Annotated in this window: 20 protein-coding genes; 12 read left to right on the forward strand and 8 right to left on the reverse strand. The window is 46.0% G+C overall.

Annotated elements, in window-relative coordinates; genetic code table 11:
- Window positions 1-105 precede the first annotated feature (105 nt).
- The 3 genes from MHH92_RS01960 to MHH92_RS01970 form a co-directional block, all read right to left on the reverse strand.
- A complete protein-coding gene (locus MHH92_RS01960) occupies window positions 106-663 on the reverse strand; it encodes a GNAT family N-acetyltransferase (protein WP_340901664.1) in 558 nt (185 codons plus the stop codon).
- A gap of 124 nt (window positions 664-787) precedes the next feature.
- Complete coding sequence (locus MHH92_RS01965) at window positions 788-943, reverse strand: hypothetical protein (RefSeq protein ID WP_340901665.1); 156 nt, start codon at window positions 941-943, stop codon at window positions 788-790.
- 153 nt (window positions 944-1,096) lie between these two features.
- Window positions 1,097-1,390: a hypothetical protein gene (locus MHH92_RS01970; protein WP_339786951.1), complete on the reverse strand. Its 294-nt coding sequence runs from the start codon at window positions 1,388-1,390 to the stop codon at window positions 1,097-1,099.
- Window positions 1,391-1,614: 224 nt separating this feature from the next.
- Between MHH92_RS01970 and MHH92_RS01975 the strand changes: the two genes are divergently transcribed.
- From MHH92_RS01975 to MHH92_RS01990, 4 genes are all read left to right on the forward strand, one after another.
- Window positions 1,615-3,129: a DUF6359 domain-containing protein gene (locus tag MHH92_RS01975; RefSeq protein WP_340907610.1), complete on the forward strand. Its 1,515-nt coding sequence runs from the start codon at window positions 1,615-1,617 to the stop codon at window positions 3,127-3,129.
- 206 nt (window positions 3,130-3,335) lie between these two features.
- Complete coding sequence (cdaS, locus tag MHH92_RS01980) at window positions 3,336-3,965, forward strand: sporulation-specific diadenylate cyclase CdaS (RefSeq protein ID WP_340901666.1); 630 nt, start codon at window positions 3,336-3,338, stop codon at window positions 3,963-3,965.
- 286 nt (window positions 3,966-4,251) lie between these two features.
- On the forward strand, window positions 4,252-5,358 hold the full coding sequence (locus tag MHH92_RS01985) for a Leu/Phe/Val dehydrogenase (RefSeq protein ID WP_076319578.1): 1,107 nt from the start codon (window positions 4,252-4,254) through the stop codon (window positions 5,356-5,358).
- Between the two features lie 231 nt (window positions 5,359-5,589).
- Complete coding sequence (locus tag MHH92_RS01990; protein ID WP_340901667.1) at window positions 5,590-7,656, forward strand: methyl-accepting chemotaxis protein; 2,067 nt, start codon at window positions 5,590-5,592, stop codon at window positions 7,654-7,656.
- 154 nt (window positions 7,657-7,810) lie between these two features.
- On the opposite strand, the gene MHH92_RS01995 is transcribed toward MHH92_RS01990, so the two are convergent.
- The gene (locus MHH92_RS01995) at window positions 7,811-8,674 is read right to left on the reverse strand and encodes a LysR family transcriptional regulator (protein ID WP_340901668.1); all 864 of its coding nucleotides are present in this window, start codon (window positions 8,672-8,674) and stop codon (window positions 7,811-7,813) included.
- Between the two features lie 156 nt (window positions 8,675-8,830).
- On the opposite strand from MHH92_RS01995, the gene MHH92_RS02000 reads away from it, so the two are divergent.
- Entirely contained in the window at window positions 8,831-9,892 is a 1,062-nt protein-coding gene (locus MHH92_RS02000) for an oxidoreductase (RefSeq protein WP_340901669.1), read from the forward strand.
- 41 nt (window positions 9,893-9,933) lie between these two features.
- Here MHH92_RS02000 and MHH92_RS02005 read toward each other — a convergent pair whose 3' ends face one another.
- On the reverse strand, window positions 9,934-11,217 hold the full coding sequence (locus tag MHH92_RS02005) for an MFS transporter (protein ID WP_338707591.1): 1,284 nt from the start codon (window positions 11,215-11,217) through the stop codon (window positions 9,934-9,936).
- A 66-nt stretch (window positions 11,218-11,283) separates the two neighbouring features.
- Complete coding sequence (locus MHH92_RS02010) at window positions 11,284-12,525, reverse strand: ATP-grasp domain-containing protein (RefSeq protein ID WP_340901670.1); 1,242 nt, start codon at window positions 12,523-12,525, stop codon at window positions 11,284-11,286.
- 217 nt (window positions 12,526-12,742) lie between these two features.
- On the opposite strand from MHH92_RS02010, the gene MHH92_RS02015 reads away from it, so the two are divergent.
- Together MHH92_RS02015 and MHH92_RS02020 are read left to right on the forward strand one after the other, a co-directional pair.
- A complete protein-coding gene (locus tag MHH92_RS02015) occupies window positions 12,743-13,306 on the forward strand; it encodes a hypothetical protein (protein WP_036673091.1) in 564 nt (187 codons plus the stop codon).
- On the forward strand, window positions 13,303-13,713 hold the full coding sequence (locus MHH92_RS02020) for a DUF2000 family protein (RefSeq protein ID WP_047840412.1): 411 nt from the start codon (window positions 13,303-13,305) through the stop codon (window positions 13,711-13,713). The genes MHH92_RS02015 and MHH92_RS02020 overlap by 4 nt, the downstream gene beginning before the upstream one ends.
- Before the next feature lie 112 nt (window positions 13,714-13,825).
- Here MHH92_RS02020 and MHH92_RS02025 read toward each other — a convergent pair whose 3' ends face one another.
- Entirely contained in the window at window positions 13,826-15,040 is a 1,215-nt protein-coding gene (locus MHH92_RS02025) for an MFS transporter (RefSeq protein ID WP_036616595.1), read from the reverse strand.
- A gap of 280 nt (window positions 15,041-15,320) precedes the next feature.
- Here MHH92_RS02025 and MHH92_RS02030 point away from each other — a divergent pair, with 280 nt between their 5' ends.
- Complete coding sequence (locus MHH92_RS02030; protein ID WP_340901673.1) at window positions 15,321-15,899, forward strand: TetR/AcrR family transcriptional regulator; 579 nt, start codon at window positions 15,321-15,323, stop codon at window positions 15,897-15,899.
- A 100-nt stretch (window positions 15,900-15,999) separates the two neighbouring features.
- Here the strand turns inward: MHH92_RS02030 and MHH92_RS02035 are convergent, their stop codons facing one another.
- A complete protein-coding gene (locus MHH92_RS02035; protein ID WP_340901674.1) occupies window positions 16,000-17,124 on the reverse strand; it encodes an LLM class flavin-dependent oxidoreductase in 1,125 nt (374 codons plus the stop codon).
- A gap of 405 nt (window positions 17,125-17,529) precedes the next feature.
- On the opposite strand from MHH92_RS02035, the gene MHH92_RS02040 reads away from it, so the two are divergent.
- The 4 genes from MHH92_RS02040 (at window position 17,530) to MHH92_RS02055 (ending at window position 22,079) form a co-directional block, all read left to right on the forward strand.
- Window positions 17,530-18,774, forward strand: coding sequence for a transcriptional regulator (locus MHH92_RS02040; protein WP_340901675.1), 1,245 nt, complete (start codon window positions 17,530-17,532; stop codon window positions 18,772-18,774).
- A gap of 215 nt (window positions 18,775-18,989) precedes the next feature.
- Window positions 18,990-19,514, forward strand: coding sequence for a pyruvate kinase (locus MHH92_RS02045; RefSeq protein ID WP_340901676.1), 525 nt, complete (start codon window positions 18,990-18,992; stop codon window positions 19,512-19,514).
- Between the two features lie 310 nt (window positions 19,515-19,824).
- The gene (locus MHH92_RS02050) at window positions 19,825-20,013 is read left to right on the forward strand and encodes an aspartyl-phosphate phosphatase Spo0E family protein (protein ID WP_315372307.1); all 189 of its coding nucleotides are present in this window, start codon (window positions 19,825-19,827) and stop codon (window positions 20,011-20,013) included.
- A gap of 242 nt (window positions 20,014-20,255) precedes the next feature.
- Window positions 20,256-22,079, forward strand: coding sequence for a sensor histidine kinase (locus MHH92_RS02055; protein WP_340901677.1), 1,824 nt, complete (start codon window positions 20,256-20,258; stop codon window positions 22,077-22,079).
- Window positions 22,080-22,083: the final 4 nt, after the last annotated feature.

Below are 22,083 nucleotides of genomic sequence, written 5' to 3' on the forward strand. Positions count from 1 at the left end.
CAAATTTGATTTGGATTGCAAATGAGGCTTCAAGGCTTCACCTCCATTGGCGATTGGGATCGTTACGGAGTAAAAGAAAAAAAGCTGGCGTCCCATATATGGGAGTCAGCTTTTTGTGTTTCTTTGAAATTGTTCATGTTCATATTCCGTTGCAAGAATCGAATAGATCACAGAGTCATGAAAGGAACCTTTGTAGAACCAGTGCTCACGTAATAGCCCTTCTCGCTGCATGCCAATCTTCTTCATGACATTCTCCGAAGCTGTATTATGCGGACGACATTTGGCGTAAATCCGGTGAACGTCCAGTTCGTTGAAACCGAAACCTAGTAAAGCGCGGGCTGCTTCGGCGGCGTAACCTTTCCCTTGGTAAGCGGGGTTAAGGACATAACCGATCTCTGCATTGGTTTTCTCCATCACGTGAATACCCACTCCGCCGAGGAGAGTTCCATCACTTTTCAAACATATCGCCAGTTCAAAGCCCTCTCTTGGATGTGCCTGCTGTGTGTCCAACACAAACTGCACGTATGCTCGTGTATCTTCTTCCGTATTCGGGCCCCATGCCGTATGCTGAGTAACTTCTGTCATGGATGTATAGCTATGTATACTTTTCCAGTCTGTCTCCCGAATCTCCCGGATGATCAGTCTGTCAGTCTCCAATTGCAACGTTGTTCACTCCTTCACTTTTGAATAACTTTACTGTACATTGTACAACAAAAATAACCCATAACAGATTCAACGAATGAATCGGTCATGAGCCATAATGTAGATCTATGATGTATGTGGCATGCTATTGTGGTTGTTTACATTGAACTGCGGGATAAGTATACGCCAGCTTACGGATAATTTCCTTTTGCCATCTCGTATCACCCAGAGTGGTTGCCAGGTTCAGAAGATCCAAATAATCGTCAAGCTGCAGATCAGCCTTTTGCAGAGTTGTATTCATTCGATGTTCGTTCCCCTTTATCTATAAAATCGTAAAATCATATGCAGTAGAAAGTTACAAAGAGACAAGTTCAAGAATGATAATCATTATCATGTTTATATATTCATTATGCAATGAACGCTGGCAAAATGCAATCCCAAGTCCGCATCGAATTCAACTTTTTTCTGAAAATAGGCTCATCCACAGCACATAGGGAATGTATACACCGAGATATGCAGACGGATACAGGAACCAGCCATTCAACAGGAAATGGTGAATCTCGGTGGTGAATGTGGTCATATGAGCATTCGTCGCATACACATCACCAGCAATGACGGTTGCCGCACTATAGAAACAGAGTAGCGCAAGAATATGAAACAATCGTCTAACCATCCGGGAACGAAGAGCAACATAAGCCATAATCAGCGGAACAATCAACAAGAGTATTAAAAATACCAACTTCATCATCGTTTTACTCCTTCGGTAAATGGAATTCTAATGATAATCAGTATGGGCCAATAGACTCAACTTCTAAACTTTTTCATAAACTTTACAAAAAGAAAGAGGAATTCAGCATATGAACAATTAAATTAAAGGAGGATAACCCATTATCAGGTAATTTGGAGGAGGAGAAAGGGAATATGAAGAAGGCGTTATGGCAGCACTGGATCGGGGCATTCCTGGTCTTTATCATGATGGCAACCGCACTGCTGGGGCCGGGTTCGCAAAGTCCGGTACAAGCTGCAGCACCACTTACGGTATCTCAGGCCATCGCTGCCCAGAGCGGTGGAGGCACAGCAACGGTTGAAGGAATCATTGTTGGACATGCTACCGGGTCGCTTACCGCGAAGTTTACATCTCCCTATGCCAATGATTTTAATGTTCTGATTGCAGATTCAGCGTCAGAGCGGACCAACGCCAGATTATTGGATGTACAGATTCCCTCATCTTTCCGTTCGCAATATGGATTGGCGTCCAACCCCAGTCTTGTAGGCAAAAAGATCATCGTAACCGGAACCTTGGGTGCCTACAACAGCTATGCAGGAGTCAAAAACCCAACGTCCATCACACTTTCCTCCGGAACAACCAATCCTGATCCAGAACCAAACCCGGGCACAACACTGCCGGACGGTACCGGCAAGAAAGTATTGTTTGATAATACCCACGCCCAGACAGCAGGTGCTGCCGACTGGATTATTGACGGGGCATTTTCGGATTTTGCCAATGGTTTGCGAAACGCAGGCTTTGCCGTGGATCAGCTGGAACGCAGCATCCCGTATACATTCGGTGAGCAAGCTATCACCTATAATAAATTGAAAGATTACGACGTCTTTGTCATCGGCGAAGCCAACGTGCCGTTCAAAGCGACTGAGCAGGCAGCGCTGGTGCAGTACGTACAGAACGGAGGAAGTATCTTCTTCATCTCCGACCACTATAATGCAGACCGCAACAAAAACCGCTGGGATTCTTCCGAAGTATTCAATGGCTATCGCCGCGGTGCCTTCCTGAATCCGGCCAAAGGCATGTCTTCGGCTGAAGCCGAATCACCAGCCATGCAGAGTGTGACGAGTTCAGACTGGCTCGCGACGAACTTTGGTGTCCGTTTCCGCTACAATGCCCTTGGAGATGTGAACGCATCGGATATCGTTGCACCTGCACAATCCTTCGGCATTACGACTGGTGTAAATTCTGTAGCCATGCATGCGGGATCGACCATTGCGATTATAGACCCGAACAAAGCCAAAGGTTTGGTGTATGTACCAAGTGGTGTGTCCAAGTGGGGCAATGCCGTGGATCAGGGCGTATACAATGGTGGTGGACGAGCTGAAGGAGCCTATGCTGCCATTGCAAAGGTTGGTGCAGGCAAAGCCGCATTTATCGGTGACTCTTCACCTGTGGAAGACGCGACTCCGAAATATTTGCGTGAAGAGACCGGTGCTACCAAGAAGACCTATGATGGATTCAAAGAAGTGGATGATGCAACTTTCCTTGTGAATACTGTGAAATGGCTCGCGGTCAAAGAGAGCTACACCAGTCTGGCACAAGTGCCAGGACTGACATTGGATACGGCAACAAGCCTGCTTCCTATCGAAGCTCCGGCTGCGTCAACCGAGCCGCAACTTGAGCCATGGGCTGCACCCGCGGCAGGGTACAAATGGTATGATCCGACTACATTTAAGACAGGTTCATACGGCAAAGCGCAATAAGTGAAGTAGACATCAACTCAACATGCGAATAGGGTCTGACCGTGGAGTTTGCGGACAGGCTCTTTTTTTTGCTTGTTATATCAGTGACATTCACGAACATGATTAGCTCATACCACCCTGCCATTGCATAAATATCTGCTACGGAGGGGAAGGTATGGGTACTAATGATGCGGCGTGAAGCCCAACCCAACCAGAGGAGGCGGCGAATGATGACTCACCAAGCAGACTGTGACAGTTCCTCGATGAGACAGAAGCTCAAGGCAGATCTGCATCGTGTGGCGGATCGAATGAACACGACGTTATCCCGTTTTGACAATGACAGTGTCTGTCTGTTGGGGCAGTTTGCAGAGATTCGAGCGGAAATTAAGCAGATCGAGGTGCTCGCCTCTTCGTTTTATCTGGATTGTTATCTGTCACCCTTTACCGAGAAGTTTGCCGAATTAACATCGAGCGTACAGCATCTATCTGACCGGAGATATGGGGCGTTGATTGTGATTGAACGGGAGATTCCGTTGGAGTCGATCATTCACTCAGGCGTGACTGTGGATGCAAGACTTACCCATGCGCTGCTTGAATCGCTGTTTATTCCCGGTGCACCTCTGCATGACGGGGCTGTGTTGATACGTGGCAATCAGATTGTATCCGCTGGTAATGTGCTGCCGTTGTCGCAAGCGGAAGTGCATGAACGGAAAATAGGCACTCGTCATCGAGCAGCACTGGGGCTCAGTGAATTGACGGATGCGGTTGTGTTGGTTGTCTCCGAAGAGACGGGGCAGGCTTCATTTGCTGTGGATGGCGATTTGCATCCAATTAATGTGGTTGAAACGCTTCCTTAAATATGAACGATCAAGAGGCCTACTTGGGGCGATTAAGTTGATGCTGTTGAGGGAAGTATACCTTTCTCCTGTAAGGAGAGAGGTTTTTCTATTGATAGACGATAAAATTATAATCTGAAATTCGACAGCTTTGCTCCCGCCATATGAGAAACATCGATCGATGCTTCTCTGACATTGCGATGTGATTTTGCACAAACTGGGTATTCATGGGTACAATAGAGGATGGTCAATGAATAGAGAACAATGCGATTGGATCGCAAAAATGGTTGGAGGAGACGGTTAGCACATGAGTTGGTTTGAAGCAATGGAGCATCACGATTATGAGGAACTGGTTCTGTGCCAGGATCGAAATTCAGGGTTAAAAGCAATTATCGCCATACACGACACAACACTCGGCCCTGCGCTGGGAGGTACGCGGATGTGGACTTACGCTTCAGAAGAAGCCGCCATTGAAGATGCCCTGCGCCTTGCCCGTGGTATGACATATAAGAATGCGGTATCTGGCCTGAATCTGGGCGGTGGCAAAACCGTTATCATCGGAGATCCGCGGCGCGACAAAAACGAAGCGATGTTTCGGGCGTTTGGACGATATATTCAAGGGTTGAACGGACGTTATATCACGGCCGAAGATGTGGGAACAACGGAAGAGGACATGAACCTGATCTATCAGGAAACCGATTATGTGACAGGCATCTCGGCGAGTTATGGTTCATCGGGTAATCCATCGCCTGCAACTGCTTGGGGTGTATATCGGGGGATCAAGGCAGCAGCCAAAGAAGCATTTGGTACCGATCTGCTGGAGGGTAAAACGATAGCGGTCCAAGGTGTCGGCAATGTGGCGATGCATCTGTGCAAATATCTGTATGAGGAAGGTGCACATCTGATCGTTACGGATATCCATAAGGACTCGGTGAAACAGGCTGTGGACCGCTTCGGCGCGACAGCAGTTGATCCCGCAGACATCACTAGTGTGGAATGTGATATCTATGCACCATGTGCACTGGGCGGCACGATTAATGACGATACGCTCAAAACGCTCAAGGCAAAGGTTGTAGCGGGCTGTGCCAATAATCAGCTGCTGGAGACCCGTCATGGGGATCAGCTGTATGATATGGGCATCGTATATGCGCCTGACTATGTTATCAATGCAGGTGGCGTAATTAACATTGCGGATGAGTTGAACGGTTATAATGCGGATCGGGCGTGGAGCAAGATCGGAGAGATCTATTCCACTCTGGAGAAAATATTCGAAAGCTCACGTACCGAGGGCATCGCAACCTATGTTGCCGCAGATCGTTTGGCTGAGCGACGGATTGAACAGATGAAGAATACGCGCAGTACATTCTTGCAGAATGGTCACCACGCATTGAGTTCCCGAAGATTGCGCAAGTAAACTTAATAGAATCATAATCAAATTTAAAAGGGTCTGTTAGATAACGGCAACATCCATTCCCAAGATGGATAGTCGATCTGACAGGCCATTTTTTTATGTTGCTATCAGAATTTCAAAAAAAAGAAAAACAGTGGCAATATCTCCCTAATTGATCAATTTTACTATGGATTTTTCCGATAATGTATGTACATCGTTCAGATGCAGATGGTTCAGGGAAGTGGGGAGAAGGAAATGGGGAAAAGAAAAGGTGTAGGACATAAGCTCAAAAATATGTCGCTTAAAATCAAGCTGCCTTTCATGATCAGTGTATTGGTTGTGTTGGTTCTGCTTGGTGCAACAACCACAAGTTATATGATTTCATCTGATGTTGTGGTCAAGAAAAGCAAGGATGAAATGAATGTGATGGCTGACCGCCTTGGGGAAGGGCTTTGGACAGCTATGCAACTTCAACAACAATTGAGTCATGCGATATCCGTACATAGTACTTTTAAAGAACTCTTAAAGTTGCGTGATACGAACGAAATGCCAGATGATACCTTTTTCACAGATGAGAATCCATATTTCAACAGAGCAAATACGATTCTCACTGACAGTATATCCGATACGGAAGGCTCCAAGCCGGACCTGTTCGTATTTGACAAGGAAGGAACGATGGTGGCGGGGACCATGCCAGAAGTCATTGGTCAGTCACGGGGAGATCGGGAATATTTTAAGGAATCCATACAGGGGAAATCCTTCATCAGTGACGCGGTCGTCTCTAAGACTAGCAAGAAGCTCATTATTGTATTCTCGGAGCCTATCACCGATGAACAGGGGAATATACTAGGTGTGTTCGCCATGTCGGTGGACAGCAGCTTTTTCCTGGGGCAACTGGGAGACATTAAAATCAATGCCGAAGGCAGAGTTGAAGTGCTGAGCCGTAGCGGCATCATCATGTATGATTCACTGGACCCTTCCATTGTGGGACAAACGCTGGAAACGGACAAGGAAGCGATGGGAATCATCGAGGCCAGAGCCACTGAGAAAGTGAAAATCACTTCGATGGATCGAGATAACATCTATTATCGTATTAATCAGATTCCTGGTGCAGATCTATCTGTGGTCATCATTGACGATTATGACGATATCAAGCGCCCTATAGATGATATCCAACGTCAGATGGTTATCGTGACATTGATCGGAGTTGTTCTGGCTATTGGTGTGGGATTGCTGATTTCTCGCAGTATTACAAGACCTATCATTCGTCTGATTGGGCTGTTCCAACAGCTTGCTCAAGGCAATCTGACCGTTAAGGCCAATGGCAGATATAACAGTGAATTCAAGGATCTGGCGGAGAGCTTCAATGGCATGGTGGAGCAGAACAGAAACCTGATTACCGATATGAATAGTTCGATCCATGTTCTTCAAGCCAGCACTCAGGAATTGGAGGAGACATCCAGACAGACGGCAAGATCCATTGATGAGACGTCGGCGACGTCCATGGGCATCGCGAAGGCAATGGAGGCCCAATCCGAAGATACCGAGCAGATTGCAGGCAAATTCAACAGCTTTGGCGATAAAGTGGCTGCCATGAACAGCAGTGCACAGGATGTGAAGGCAAGAGCAGATGAGATCGAATCTGTATTCCACAATGGGAATGAAGTCGTGAATGAACTGATGCGTATCAACGAGGTGAACGAACGGGAAGTGGAGAAAATCTCGGAGATTACCGTCAAACTTCAAACGAGTTCGGGCAGTATTAGTCAGATCACGGAAGCCATCAGCCAGATTGCGAAGCAGACCAATCTGCTTGCATTGAATGCTTCCATTGAAGCATCACGGGCAGGTGAGCATGGCAGAGGATTTGCAGTTGTAGCTGAGGAGATCCGCAACCTGGCAGAGCAGAGTTCCCGCCAGTCCAAGGAAATCTCCAGCATTATCGAGCAGAATCTGGCCGATGTCGCCGAGAACAACCAAAGTGTTGCCGAAATTCACACCATCTCATCCAGACAGGATGAGCTTGTCTTGCAGACTCGTCAGGCATTTGATGTGATTTTGGAGAAGGTAACGGTCATTAATCAACAGATCGCTACGATGGCAGGACAGATGCAGGAGATGTTACAGAACAAGGATGACGTACTGGAGTCAGCCCATAGTTTGTCGGCTTCAGGAGAGCAGGTATCCGCTTCGGTTGAAGAGGTAACAGCAACCATGATGGAGCAATCTTCAACAGTACAGCAGTTGGCCAACATGGTGGATACGATCGATCAATTGACGCAAAAGCTGGCCGAATCGGCTGCGCGATTCAAGGTGGAGTAAGGGTTAATTGAATAGGTATAAAGGGAAGGAAGGCAAAAGGCACTCTGTATGAGTGCCTTTTGCTTTGTTTATTTAGGGTCTCGATCAATGTGCTCTAGTCCATTTAGTAATCAAGAAGATCAGCGGTTGAAAGAGGGGTACTAAGTTATCTATATCAAAACGTGATGCACTTCTGGTTCAGCAGCTTCATGAATTGATCCAGCGCACTACTGACATACCGATCCTCACCGCGGACAAAGGTTGTCGTGGTATGGGTAAAACGATCTGCCAGATCAAATACGGAGAAATCATCCGGTTTCTTGTGAATAACGTTGCACGGCATAATGGTAAAAGCAATTCCAGACTCCACACAGCTGAGCAGGTTTTCCATCGTACTCACTTCGATGATATTACGTGCGGACAGTCCCTCTTCCTGCAAAAATTCTTCGGTCATTTCACGATAAGGACAGCCCTCGGGGAAAACAACCCATGATACTTGGCACAGACTTTCAGGTGGTGTACCCATCTTCTTGGAGATGATATGAACCGTGTCCTGCATCTCATATTCCACCTTCAGACCCTCCTTCACACAAGCCCCGCTGATAAAAGCACCATCAATCTCATCGTCCTGTATTTTCTTGCGCAGTACTTTGGGTGAAGTGGCGTTGACGAGTGAGATGGACACCTTCGGGTAGGTTATCTGATATTCATTCAGAATCTCCATAAAGCGGCTGGATGCCGCCGTTTCCACAATGCCGATTTTCAGCGTGCCGGAAGGCTCACCGGGATCGGTCATATCCTGCTTCAGATCGTACAAAAGGTTGTGAATCTGTGTGGCGTACTGGACGAACTGTTCTCCTTTGGAGGTCAGTACAACACCTTTGGGAAATCGGTTGAACAACTGGATTTGATATTCCTGCTCCAGTTTTTTGATACGTGTAGTGACATTGGATTGTGCGTAATTCAGTTCTTTGGCGGCCTGTGAGATTTTGCCTGAACGTGCCACCGCGAGAACAATATCGATATCGGAAAGTTCCATGCTGTCCCCTCCTGAACGTGGATTAACTTCAATTAATTCGGCAAATGGTGATGTTAGGTATCTCTCTGAGAGATACAACTATATATTTCAATCATTTTACGATATATCGGAGCCGCCGTACAATATCCTTAATGACAAAGAGAGTAGGGATATGACATGGATAACACGAATACACGTTCAACATTATTAAGCCCGGTAACGATTCATCAGTGGCAATTAAGGAACCGAATTGTGATGGCACCGTTGACCCGGGGATTTGCTGATGATCGGGAGGGGACCGTGACGGATGAGATGGTGGCGTATTATGAGCAGCGTGCGCGAGATGGCGTGGGACTGATCATTACCGAGGGTATTAACCCGAATCTGGCAGGCAAAGGCACTTACGGCATCCCCGGCTTATATACAGATGAACAGACGACTTCTTGGAAAAGGGTAACGGATGCTGTTCACAGACATGGAGGCACCATTATTGCTCAACTGTGGCATGTCGGCAGATTGTCTCATTCCGATCTGATCGGAACCACTCCAGTGGCACCTTCCAGCCTTGCGGCAGAGGGAAGAGTGCATAAGCTGCATAAACCGTATCAGGTTCCTCAAGCGATGAGTGCACAGGATATAGCGGATACAATTCAGCATTTTCAGACGGCCGCCCGCAATGCGGTTCTGGCAGGGTTCGACGGGATCGAGCTGCATGCTGCGCATGGGTATCTGATCGACCAGTTTATCAATGAGAAGACCAACCACAGAACAGACAAATACGGAGGAGACACAGCGGGCAGATTGCGGTTCTTGCGGGATATTATTGTGGCTGTGAAAAAAGAGATCAGTGTAGATCGAATATCGGTACGATTCTCCGAGAAAAAGGATGATGATGCATCCTATGCATGGGCAGATAAAGCTGGAATGATCGATGCATATCTGAACTTGTTCCGCGAGACGGGAATTACAATCTTGCATCCCTCAACAGATCAATATACAAAAGCGTGGGAAGAGGAGCAGTCCTTTCACGAGCGGATTCGAAGTCAGTGGGATGGAATCATCATTGGTGTGGGGGATTTGGATGTTCAAACCGCAGAGCACGCGATTGGTGAGGGAAGCATAGATCTGGCAGCGTTCGGCAGACCGTTTATCGCCAATCCAGATCTGGTACAGAGACTGCATGCGGGTCAGCAATTGATTGAGTATGATGCGAATGCACATTTGCCTGTTTTGGTGTGAAAATAAAGTGGAAAAAAGGGCAGAATAGGCTGCCCTGAGGTTCAGATACTCTTTGAGTGATCCAGCGGTTTCATTTCGTTTCTTCTTGTTGAGCTTTTTTCGATATACCAGAGAATGATCATAGACAACGCATAGAACAGACTGACAGCCAGAATAATGATCCATACACTTTCCATGTCCATGCTTTTGATGAAAATGCCTGTCAAATATGGGCTAAGTGTATAACCCAGGCAACCTACGAATAACAGCAAGCCATTAAACCGGCCCTGATGTGTATCGGGTACACGCGAAGCAATATACAGATTGATATTGGTCTGCACGAGAATCTCTCCAATGGTCCACAGCACCGTGGATAAGGCGACGATGGAAAAATGGGGGAAGGTTCCGAGCAGGTTCAAGGCTCCAAATCCGATTCCATAGAAGAGTGCGCCTGTAGCTATGGAGTTTAGGGCAGTTAATTTGCGTGTAGCGGACAGGATCACGGTGGTAAGAATAATGACGCTAATGGCATTGATGGTCATGACAGAGCCGTAATATGCTGCCCCGTTCTCGCCAAATGAATGATTCATCTGGAGTGGGAGGCTGAATGAGTATTGCATATAGATAAAATAGTTAAGAAATGACACAACGATGAAAAAGGCAACGAGTGGATTTTTCAGCAGTAGTCTGAATAACGGCGAAGGCGGTTGGCTCAATCGTTGTTGTTCTTGTTGTCCAGCATGTTCGCTGTTTGTTGATGCCAATTCCTTGCGCGTGCCGATCTTAACCTGGTTGATGATGATAAAGGTAGATATCAGAAACACGGTGCCGATACTTATAAAGACAATGTTGACGTGATCCTTGATAAAAAAACCGGCGATCAGTGGTCCGATGGCTATACCCAGATTGGCCCCCAGATACATGAGGGAAAAGGCGGACTTTCGCTCTTTCTCCTCCGTACACAGTTGAATAATCAGTGCATTATAAGCAGGCCGGGTAATACTGATGAAAAACATGACTGCAATCAGAAGATAACCAACGGTAATGGTGCCTGACCAAAAAGAGCAGCTTATAATCATGATGGCAGACAACAGTTGCCCGATGACAATAATTGTTTTTTTGCCCATAAGATCGCTTAAATAGCCGCCGAGAAGTACACCGGGTCCGCTAATCAGGGCTGCCATGGACACAAAGATCCCTGCACTGACCACATTCATGCCCATCTGTAACGTAAGCACCAAGGTAATCAGGGAGAATACAAAATCTCCCGTGCTGTTAATCGTTCTGGCTAAACAGAGATAATAGATATCGCGGCTCAGACCCGCGTAGGTTTTGAATAAAGACAATAATTCCAGCCCTCCCCAAGATAACCGTCACTCCAGACCAAAAACAGTGAGGATGATCCGTACATCTTATACGGTTTCAGCAACCGTCACTTCAATCTTGAAGCGATCGTACATATCCAGCAGGGTTTGACGCAATTCCTCGAACGAATCACCCTCCACGATAGCATAGCCTGATCGGGTCATGGTATCGTTGACGTCCCCGGCCCGCTGCCCCACTTGATAGGATACATTGAACTCAATGATGCCAGGGATATCGGCATAATCCTCTATCCCGGATATGTGTTGAATTACCCCTGCGCGTGAAGGGAAGCAGATCATGCCTGTGAATTTATGGCGCGTCTCCTGTTGCTTAAATTCATATATTCCAACTTCCAGATCAGTGACGGCTTCGAAGAAATCAACGCCATGGGTGTTCTTGATACAAGGAGGCATAACATGTGATCCCCCGATTCTTGCACCAATTTCTCCAAACACCACTTCTCCTTCCGGAGTCAGAAAAAGTTCGGCATGTGTTACGGATTGATTGATACCCAAGGCAACAATGACCTGTTCATTGAGTTCTTTGATGTGATGGATAAAATCACCTTCCGTGCCTTCAGGGAACGTAATACTGGCTGGAGGTTTCTGCTTCGTCGCAATATCCAGGCAGTTATACAGGTATTGGGAAACAGATGCAAATACAACTTTGCCCTTAGACACAATGGAATCACAATGAAATTCCGTACCGTGGATGAATTCCTCCAGCAAATCCCGTTGCTGTGCTTGTCTTGTATGGTGAAGATAATGTACCAGTTCATCCATGCTGGACAATTTGAACGTATTGATACTTCCATATCCGCTGAGTGGCTTCACAATAATCGGGAAGCCGTGTACAGCAGTGAAACGAATATAGTCCTGTTCATGTAGAGCAATTGCAATTTTGGATGTCCGAATTCCACGTTGATGCAGCATTTGTTTCATGATCCATTTGTTGCGAACAGCCTCAGCCTGATTGCGCTGCATACCGGGGATCCCAAGCTCGGAACGGAGCTGACCACCGATCTCAATCGCATTCTCACCCGGCGTTAACAAAGCCGAGATGGAATGGGATTCTCGGATCTGCATCATATGCTCCCGGATGGCATCTACGGACTCCAGATGATCGACATATCTAATTTCATCAAAGAAGTCCCTGAGGACCTCATCATGATGCAAATTATGCCGTTCAATAATCAGAATTTTCTTATGATCCGCCAATTTCTGCAAAGGTTTAACGAAGTTTAATCCAGTTGGAAGCCTGAAATCAGATATGTATACAATGGTTTTCATACGTTCTCGTATATCCCCTTTCAACAAAATACTAAAAATAGTAAAAATTCATTTCATAACATTATAGCTCAATATTTTCCATTTTGAATACACCTTTTAGTTAAAAATATGAACCAAAATACATATTTATGTTGCGTTAAAGTGTTAATTGACAATAGAAAATTTTTGGTATACGATCTTTAGCGGATTAGAAATAAAAAGGAGGAAATAGAAATAAATGGAGATCGTTAAAGAGAAATATGCCATACTGGGAACGCTGGGAGACGATGAAGGATTCCTGACTTGTAGCATGCATATCGCGAAAAAGCTAGGCAACTCGGAACGTATCAAGCCATACCCTGAATTTGAAGCGGCTGCGGAAGACTTGAGATCAGGGATCATATCCTGCTTACTGGTCCCCGGGGCGTATCCCAAGCTCAACAGCTTTATCATGGATTCTGAACTAGCGGTGTCTGAGAGCTTTGTGGAGAAAATTCCTGCGCTGGTTCTATCCGGCTTCCATGCGGTATGTCCCGATCAGATCGATATTATCTATCATCATCCAGCAACCACATACTTGTTATCTGAACTTGATACAACCTATAGAGAGAACAGCACCGTATCGTCCAACCCTGAAGCTTGCAGGAAGGTCATGCACAACACGGAGAAGTCCATTGCGCTCACGAATCAGCTATGCGCTGATCATTACGGGCTTGTGACCTACAAAGTATTGCGTGAGGGAATCAATATGCCATGGGTATGTTTTACTCAAAATACACAGAGGGTGAATACAGTCATATGAAAAGAATTGCTATTATACTGGATAAAAATTTGGAACCTGGCGCCGCCGCCAATGTGGCTGCCCTGTTAATGGGACAAGCAGCCCTGAATGAGCCGGGGTTATATTCTGATCAACCTGTGCTGGATCATAGCGGCGTTCAGCATGCGGGCATCCGATATAGCACTGTTATTCTGAAGGCCGGGGAGAATCAACTGATCAATCTGGCCAAACTCTGCTCAGATGACAGCGGGGGACTGAGCCATGTTGTTTTTTCACAGACAGGCCAGTCGCTCAACAATGCCTTTGAACAATATGCAGTTGAGATTGCTTCGATGGAATTGGAAGCTACCAAAGTGGTAGGTGTCATCGTGTGGGGCGAGGATGATCAAGTTAGGGCAGCGACCAAAAAATTCAGTGTCATGAAATAAGGGAAAAGGGCAGAAGCGGATCTTTAGAGATCACTCTGCCCTTCTTTATATATGAAAGAATTGTTATAGAGGTTGTTCTCGGTACTGAAAACCGACCTTTTTGAACACGCACTTATAGATGTTTGCTGACAACGGCAGCTTTCTTTTCCGTAAAGTAATACACCAAAGCGAGCAGCGGCATAATCAGGCCAATCAGCGTTGTGAGACTCCAACCTCCGTTAGCATAAGACCAGCTTCCAAGAGATGAACCAATCGCACCGCCGACAAAAAAGATCGACATGAATATGCCATTCACACGTCCTCTCGCTTCACTTCCTAAGGAGTAGATAATGCGTTGACCCAGCACCAGATTTCCCGAGACAGCCATATCCAGTGTGATCGCGACGATCACAAGCAGTATCAGTGCTAACGTGGAGTGACTCTGGAACGCATAAGCAAGACCAAACGAAGCAGCAGCGATCACCATGGCAGCACCTGTCAGAATACGTGTTAGTCCGCGATCAGCCAGTCTCCCGGCAATGGGAGCGGCAATAGCACCACCGACACCAGCCAGTGCGAACCAGGCAATCCCTTGCTGTGACATATCAAAATCGTTAGCGAGCCTGAGCGGAACCGTAGTCCAGAACAAGCTGAAAGCACCAAACAGACTGGCCTGATAGAACGCCCGGCGGCGCAGCAGCGGCATCGTTCTGAACAGTGTGCCCAAGGACACGATTAATTGCCCGTATTTCAAGGTGGGTTCAGGCTGGCGAGCAGGAAGAGCGCGTGATAGGAGCAACATGAGAAGTGTTATGACAATGGCGGAGAATACAAAGACCGTCTGCCATCCGAAGAGGCTGGTGATAAAGCTTGCGACAGGACGAGCCAGCATGATGCCCAGCAGCAGACCACTCATTACATTGCCAACAACCCGTCCGCGCTGTTCCTCGGAAGTAAGATATGTCGCATAGGGCACCAGAATTTGAGCGACCACAGAACCTATACCAATGAACAGAGAGGCAGTCAGAAATACAACAGCAGTGGGCGAGAAAGCCGCAGCAATCAGGGCAACAACCAGTACGATTAGGAAAAGAACGACCAAGCGTCGATTCTCGGTAATGTCACTGAGCGGCACGATAAACAGCAAACCAATGACATAACCAATCTGAGTCAACGTTACGATCAATCCGGCAGCGGCAGAAGACAGACCCGTTGTCATGCTGATCGGACCGATAACGGTCTGAGCGTAATACAGGTTTGCCACGATCAATCCACAAGCGGATGCCAGCAAAAAAATAATCCAGGTGGGTACAGGTGCCTTCTTCACTTGTTGTCTCATATCCATCATAATCATCCTCCACAGTTCTAAATTGGTATTCCCAATAAACAGGTGATATTTAAAACGTTAATTACTAAACGTATCGTTCACTAATTACAAATATATAATAAACTAAACGTACAGTATTGTAAATAGGCTCTACATATTTTAATGAAAATATAAATGAGGATGAAAAGGTGAGCGTAGGATGGAATTGTGTGTACTCATGGCAGTTTAGTATAATGAACGTATCGTTTTCATGAAAAATACTGATGATTAAATATATTTTATACATCCAGGAGGGTTCAAGATGACTGCCAAAAGAGGACGTCCACGTAACATGGAAACCCAGAATGCCATTCTTACAGCATCGTATGATTTGTTGTTGGAGCACGGATTCGGGGCGGTTACAATCGAGAAGATTGCTGAACGTGCACAGGTGAGCAAAGCCACTATCTACAAATGGTGGCCGAATAAAGGCGCTGTCATCATGGACGGGTATATGTCTGCGGCAACGGCAAGATTGCCAGTGCCGGATACAGGGTCGGTATTGGAGGATATACGCATACATGCGAGTAACCTGGTTCGTTTTTTGACCAGTCGGGAAGGAAAAGTGATTACACAGATTATTGGGGAAGGGCAGTCGGATGCAGGGCTCGCCGAAGAATACCGTACAAGGTACATCCAACCACGTCGGCGTGAAGCTCGGGGAATTCTGGAGAAGGGTGTAGAGCGCGGCGAATTAAAGAGTGGGACGGACATTGGATTATACATTGATCTGATCTATGGGCCGGTGTTCTATCGTATGTTAGTGACGGGGGAAGCGATGGATGATGCGTTTGTAGATCTGATGCTTCGTTCATTGTTGGAAGGCATTCAGTCCAAGTAGATATAGGGATAGTCGCGATACAAGTGGGAGGAAGAGGGAAGAGGGCGATTCGTAGGAATCACCCTGGAAGGAGCCCATGTATATTGTACGTGGGAGATTGTTAGACCTGGAATATAGGTGAGATGGCTGTGGGCCATGAATTTGTAACATTAGAGGAAAGGAAGGATGAGTGCTGGGTTAACACCGGGGGTTCATTCCATACCGAACTGGGCAGTTCGCGGCGTAATACAGGGACAACTTCCTTGGCAAAACGCTCCACTTGCTCCAGTTGCTCGCTATGCGTCAGTCCATCTACGCTGATACTCAGCACCTGATGTCCGTAAGCGGCATGATAGTCCAGAATTTTCCCAATGATCTGCTCCGGACTGCCGATTAACGCAGGACCTCGTGCAATGTTATCCTCCAGATCGGTGAAGGGGGACTGGTTATGCTGTGCGGCGGCAGTGGCATGGAACGCTTCATAATATGGCTTATAGCGGCGAATGGCTTCTTCGCCCGTATCCGCAAGATAGAGGCTGCCGGCACCAGAGCCAATCACTGCTTGCTGCGGATCATGACCATAATAATCGAGGCGTTCCCGATAATGATCAATTAACGCTTTGTATTTGGCTTGCGGGTGAAAAGAGTTCGACGTGAAGAGCGGCTCGCCATATTTGGCAGCGAGTTCGGTCGAGACCGTGCTCGACGCGCTACCATGCCAGATTGGGATGGATTGCTGAAGCGGCCTTGGCCACGTGGTCACCCCCTCAAGCGGAGGGCGATACGTTCCCTGCCAGGTTACATTCTCTTCAGACCACAGCCGTCTTAGCAGATGATAGCGTTCATCGAGTGAGTCCCATTGTTCCTCTTCGCTTATGCCAAACAGCGGATAGTGCCGAGGGTCATTGCCTTTCCCGATGATCATCTCCAGCCGTCCGCCCGATAATTGATCCAACGTGGCATAATCCTCGGCAACCCGGACTGGATCAAGTATACTAAGAACAGTAACGGTGGTTAGTAACCGAATGCGTGTGGTTGCTGCGGCTATTGCCGTTAATACGACAGGTGGCGAGGAAGATAGAAACGGCGCACCGTGTCGTTCACCGATTCCATAGGCATCGAAACCCAGTCGTTCAGCCAGCTTTGCTTGCTCTAATATATTGTGGAATTTCTGCTGAGTTGTCAGAGCTTCCCCGGTTACGGCATTAGGCAGATTCATCATGAGACTAAACAAGGCAAATTTCATCTGACCTTCTCCTCGAACTGAATTGATAGAATCTGTGTCGTATAATCCTATTGAAATAGTAGGATATGTAAGTTGGATTAAATGTATCACGTTCTCACGGATTCTTCTAATGGATTTTTTCTATAAGCAGGAACAGCGAGGCCTCCTTGCATAAATGTGAAGGGAATTGCCACGATTTTTATTGACCGCTGTAAAATTTAGGATTAAAATTGTGCTTATCATATAAATTCAAAATTATGGATTTTCATTGTGGAGGTGGGATACATGGAACCTACAACTACGATACGCTCATATATTGAGGACTACATCAGGAAACAGGGGTACACCCTGCAGTATTTTGCCGATATATCGGGAGTTAACGCTGGAACGCTTAGCGCAATTATTAAGGGGACTCGGCCCATCGCTATGGCGCAACTGGATCTGATTACCCAAGGCATGAAGCTGGAAGAGGGGTATTTCTACGAGATTTATGGGGCTGAATGTTTCGTGGAATCGGCACCTCATTGGAGGAGACTGGAACCATTCCTGCAACGCTGTGCTGAATTGGACAAGCTGGAATGTATTCATAAGGTTATCCAGGAAGTGACGGATGACCGCTCGTATATCTCGGAATTGTTCGAGATGGCGGAAGGCATGCTTGAACGTGGACAGACGAAGGCTGCACGGATGTTGTACGAATGTGTGGCGGAGTGTGAGAAATACCAACATTCGGAACGTCTGGCTCTGTGCCAGTATCGCATCTTCACCCTCTCGCTTGGTCAGAATCAACATGATAACCTGCGGGCCGCTGTGCACTTTGAGCCATATATTAATCGGCTGGATGAGGAACGACAACTGGATGCGATAAAAGACCTGGCGAATACATACTTGGCTCTAAGATACTGGGACAAGTTATTTTCCCTTTCGGATGAGTTGGATCAGAAAACTAAAATTTTACAATTATATACAAAGAAAAAAATTGATAAAAGTGAACGGTTAACCGCATACCCCTTATTTGTATATAGAGCATACTCAAATCTACTTAAATCTGCTGCTTGTGAGGGGCTGGGAAAATATGAAGAAGCACTTTACTATACAGGGGTTTATACAGATGTAGTGAATATTCATAATTCTAATGAAGAAGATCGAATGTATATATCTAAGTTTAAGATTTGGGCAGAAGCGAACACATATGTCTATAAATTAATGATGGGTGATCTGAGTATTTTGCCAGCATACGTTGATTTTATCGAAATAAACGAATCAGAAGTGCTCCCTGCTATGACAAATATTTTGGAAGTGGCTAATAAATTCAACCAAGATATCAATGAAATACTTCATAAATTCAGTGTCCAAATCTATTCGGAAATTGATAAATTAAAAGGTTACACCGATCAGGTCAGGTCGGATATCTATATCACATTTTTACTTGGACAAAGTGTTTATCACCTTAATCGTGGTCAGTACCTTGAGGGTATGAATCAACTTTTATATTGTTTGAACGAAGCAGTTAAAATTAATAACCAAAAAGAGACTATACATTGTGCAGCGTTATATGAGAGATATAGACACATATCTACTCCAGATCATGCACAACAGTATAAAAAGATAATGATGGAGGTAGAGCGTAATTATGATAAAAAAGAAAATCGTTTATTTCATCTTGCTTAGTTTGTTAGTCGTTAATGTCAGCCAGTTGGGTTTATTTGATCATGGAATTTCTTTTGAAACATCCCTTACGACTACACATGGTGGTGGTAATTTATAGTCTTTAAGGGGAATTATCAGGTTTAAAAATGGTTTATTTCCGAGATTGGAAGTAAGCCTTTTTGTATTGATAACGTAGTTGAAAATTCTATTATACATAACGAAAAGAGGATTTATCATTGCAGATTGATATTCAGAAGCTTTACGACAAATATATAACGTTGGACCTTCCTAATCCATTCACTTTAGAGCAAATTCATGATCGACTAACCAAGAAATACTACGCTGAGAAGGTGGATTTAGAAGAGTTCTCCGACTTACGCAACGACCCATACACCGGATTTGATCAGGCGGTTGCAGCTTATGTATTTAAGGATGAGAGGGGAACCAAGCAATTAATTAGCTTGAACAAGGATGAAGATATCCATGAGCCACTGGAATTTGCATGGATAATCAGATCCACTGTGCGAGGATTTTCTCTTCTATTAACTCTTGAGATCGATGTATTTTATGGGATGGAAGAGAGTGAGATGACTCTTGGCAATCAATGTTTTGAGGAATATCTGATCCTGCTCTATTTAACAGGTTACATTGAGTTTGAGAATGACTCCTTCATTAATCCATTACGTGCTCGTTATCGAGAGGGCTACAGACTTCGTTATTTTGGTATGCAGAACGGTGATGAAAATTACCTATACAAATAGATTACTTTTCGATAAATTTATTAACTTCTCGTGAGAGAAAGGTGCGAGAGATACTTAGGGTAAAATGGATAATATGTCCATAACGCACTTTAACGGTAAAGGATTCGCGTATTCTCGAATACGATATGTAGACATGTTATAATTTTCTTTGCCCACATCTTGTAGAAAAGAAGAGACGTCAACTCTCTATGCAAATTGCTTGATGTTGAAAGTATCTCTATGTAAATAAATATTTTATTCTGCAAAGGAATAAAATATGAATTTTTTGGCAATGTATCCTAAAATGTTATACAAAGAGGGGGTGCATGCTGTGAGTGAACCGATACAGATCACAGATAAAATCGAACGGAACAGGCAAGAGTTGAGTCGTTTGGCGGAGAATCATGGCATGCAGGACAACAAAGTCCTCCGACAGTCCATGGTACTGGACGAGCTGATTAATGAATATAATCGATTCAAATATAAAAGCCATCTCAGGAACAGACAACCGATTGCATAATGCAGTCGGTATTTTTGTCTAATTAGTGTTCTATAGAAATAGCGTAGTCGACTGTAGCGATACAGTCGGCTTTTTGGCGTTCACCCTGAAACCTATGCGGATAACTTGAAATTCCGTACCAATTCCAGGATTGGCAGGATAGCGGATGATCATTAAAACTGGATATGATGACCCCAGTTATATCCAGATTGATCTGTGAAGGGGGCTCATACAATGATCGGGAGAGGGAGGGATGAACGGAAATGATGGACAAGGTACGCATTTTTTTCGGAAAAAACGTAAACCTGCGCACCAAGTTGCTCCTGTTGTTCCTGGCGCTGACGTTGCTGCCGCTAAGTTTGCAGGGAGTGATGAACTACAAGCATTTCTCGCAGACGATGGATCGCAAGACCGAGCAGTTCACCATTGATATGGTTCGCCAGATTAACGCCAATCTGAATCGTCTGCTGAAGGACTTTGAGCGGTTGTCGCTCTTGCCGCTTTACGATCAGATGGTGCTTGGCATTCTAGGGAAATACAACGCTCCAATGGGGTCGGGTACATGGGCGAGGTCTGAGGATTATCTGAAAATGAAGCTCTACACATCTGGTCAAGCTTATGACCGACCGGAGATTCGGGGAATTCATCTGATCAGCAACAGCGGCATTTTGTTCTCCAATCTCGATTCACTGGCGGTCAAGCCGGTATGGGACAGCAGGCAGGATGACTGGTTTGCAGAGCTTGAAGACTCGGAAGGGACATGGCGCCTACTTCCTCCGCATGAACCCGGCTATTACACGGGTGGTCAGCAAGAATCGTATATATCGGTGGGCAGAGTGCTTCGAGATCCGGGTACGCTCCAGCGACTGGGTTACATTCTGATTGATATCCGGCTGGAGGCCTTCGGTCAACTGTTATCCAATCTGAATTATGAGCAAGATGCAAGCCTGATGATTGTAGACAGCAAGCAGCGTCTGCTGTTCGAACGGACCTCAACCGGAGGAATGTCTGCGTACGACCAGTTGCTAATGCAGGGACAGCTTCAAAGCTATGCAGGAAACCAAAAAGTTATTCTGGATGGGCAGCCCTATCTCTATGTACAACACCATTCCAGCTATTCTGGGCTTTCGGTGATCAGTCTTACACCTATTGCTGTGATTCAAAAGGAGTCGGGTGAGATGCTCACCTTTACAATATGGTTCGCAGTGTTATGTATGGCGGGTATAGCAATTCTGGCGGTTCTGTTATCTTATCGTATCACCCGGCCACTGATTCGACTGAAGCACCACATGATTCGGGTGGAGCAGGGAGATTTTAGCCAGCGTGTAGCACACTTCAGCAGTGATGAATTCGGACAGATTAGCCGGGGCTTTAACCGAATGATGGAAGAGATTCATCGGCTGTTCAATGAGGTGTTTCTGCTGGGCATTCAAGAGCGGGAGGCAGAGTTGTCAGCGTTGCAAAGCCAGATGAATCCCCATTTTATATATAACACGCTGGAGTCCATTAACATGATGGCCATTCGCCAGAAGCATGCTGAGGTATCGGACATGGTGACGGCGCTTGGCAAGCTGCTGCGCTATACGATTGATAAGGTGGACCGGATGGTTCCACTTGGAGAAGAACTTGCTTTTGTACAATCCTATGTACGCATTCAGCAGGTACGTTACGACGGCAAGTTAGAGATTATCTATGATATCGAAGAAGGGATAGCCGAGTATTTGATTCCCAAGCTGGTATTGCAACCGCTGGTGGAAAATGCAGTCTACCATGGCATTGAAGGGCAGGAAAATGGAGGAGTAATCTGGGTATCTGCCTTGAAATTCGACCATGAGCTGCTGATTAGCGTGCGAGACAACGGTAAGGGTATGACTCAGGCAAAGATTGACGAGTTAAATGAATCCATATCAAAACAGCCTTCCAATGAGGCATTACGTTGCCATGCCGGGGACAGTCTGGGGCTTAACAATATCGCTCAGAGGCTTCGCCTCATGTATGGAGAAGGCGGCAGCCTAAGCATTGATGGGAGTCCCGGGCAGGGCCTGGTGGTCACGATATCCATTCAACTTCTACCGAAAGGGGATTGAAGCG

This window comes from Paenibacillus sp. FSL M7-1414, from assembly GCF_038003195.1.
Classification (GTDB): Bacteria; Bacillota; Bacilli; order Paenibacillales; family Paenibacillaceae; genus Paenibacillus; species Paenibacillus amylolyticus.

Bases quoted from the DNA above. Each gene is read 5' to 3' on its own strand.
- MHH92_RS02035 (WP_340901674.1), bottom strand. From the start codon at position 17,124: ATGAAATTTGCCTTGTTTAGTCTCATGATGAATCTGCCTAATGCCGTA.
- MHH92_RS02040 (WP_340901675.1), top strand. From the start codon at position 17,530: ATGGCGCAACTGGATCTGATTACCCAAGGCATGAAGCTGGAAGAGGGG.
- MHH92_RS01970 (WP_339786951.1), bottom strand. From the start codon at position 1,390: ATGATGAAGTTGGTATTTTTAATACTCTTGTTGATTGTTCCGCTGATT.
- MHH92_RS02000 (WP_340901669.1), top strand. From the start codon at position 8,831: ATGGATAACACGAATACACGTTCAACATTATTAAGCCCGGTAACGATT.
- MHH92_RS02055 (WP_340901677.1), top strand. From the start codon at position 20,256: ATGATGGACAAGGTACGCATTTTTTTCGGAAAAAACGTAAACCTGCGC.
- MHH92_RS02010 (WP_340901670.1), bottom strand. From the start codon at position 12,525: ATGAAAACCATTGTATACATATCTGATTTCAGGCTTCCAACTGGATTA.
- MHH92_RS02020 (WP_047840412.1), top strand. From the start codon at position 13,303: ATGAAAAGAATTGCTATTATACTGGATAAAAATTTGGAACCTGGCGCC.
- MHH92_RS02025 (WP_036616595.1), bottom strand. From the start codon at position 15,040: ATGATGGATATGAGACAACAAGTGAAGAAGGCACCTGTACCCACCTGG.
- MHH92_RS02030 (WP_340901673.1), top strand. From the start codon at position 15,321: ATGACTGCCAAAAGAGGACGTCCACGTAACATGGAAACCCAGAATGCC.
- MHH92_RS01985 (WP_076319578.1), top strand. From the start codon at position 4,252: ATGAGTTGGTTTGAAGCAATGGAGCATCACGATTATGAGGAACTGGTT.
- MHH92_RS01975 (WP_340907610.1), top strand. From the start codon at position 1,615: ATGATGGCAACCGCACTGCTGGGGCCGGGTTCGCAAAGTCCGGTACAA.
- MHH92_RS01995 (WP_340901668.1), bottom strand. From the start codon at position 8,674: ATGGAACTTTCCGATATCGATATTGTTCTCGCGGTGGCACGTTCAGGC.
- MHH92_RS01965 (WP_340901665.1), bottom strand. From the start codon at position 943: ATGAATACAACTCTGCAAAAGGCTGATCTGCAGCTTGACGATTATTTG.
- cdaS (WP_340901666.1), top strand. From the start codon at position 3,336: ATGATGACTCACCAAGCAGACTGTGACAGTTCCTCGATGAGACAGAAG.
- MHH92_RS02015 (WP_036673091.1), top strand. From the start codon at position 12,743: ATGGAGATCGTTAAAGAGAAATATGCCATACTGGGAACGCTGGGAGAC.
- MHH92_RS01990 (WP_340901667.1), top strand. From the start codon at position 5,590: ATGGGGAAAAGAAAAGGTGTAGGACATAAGCTCAAAAATATGTCGCTT.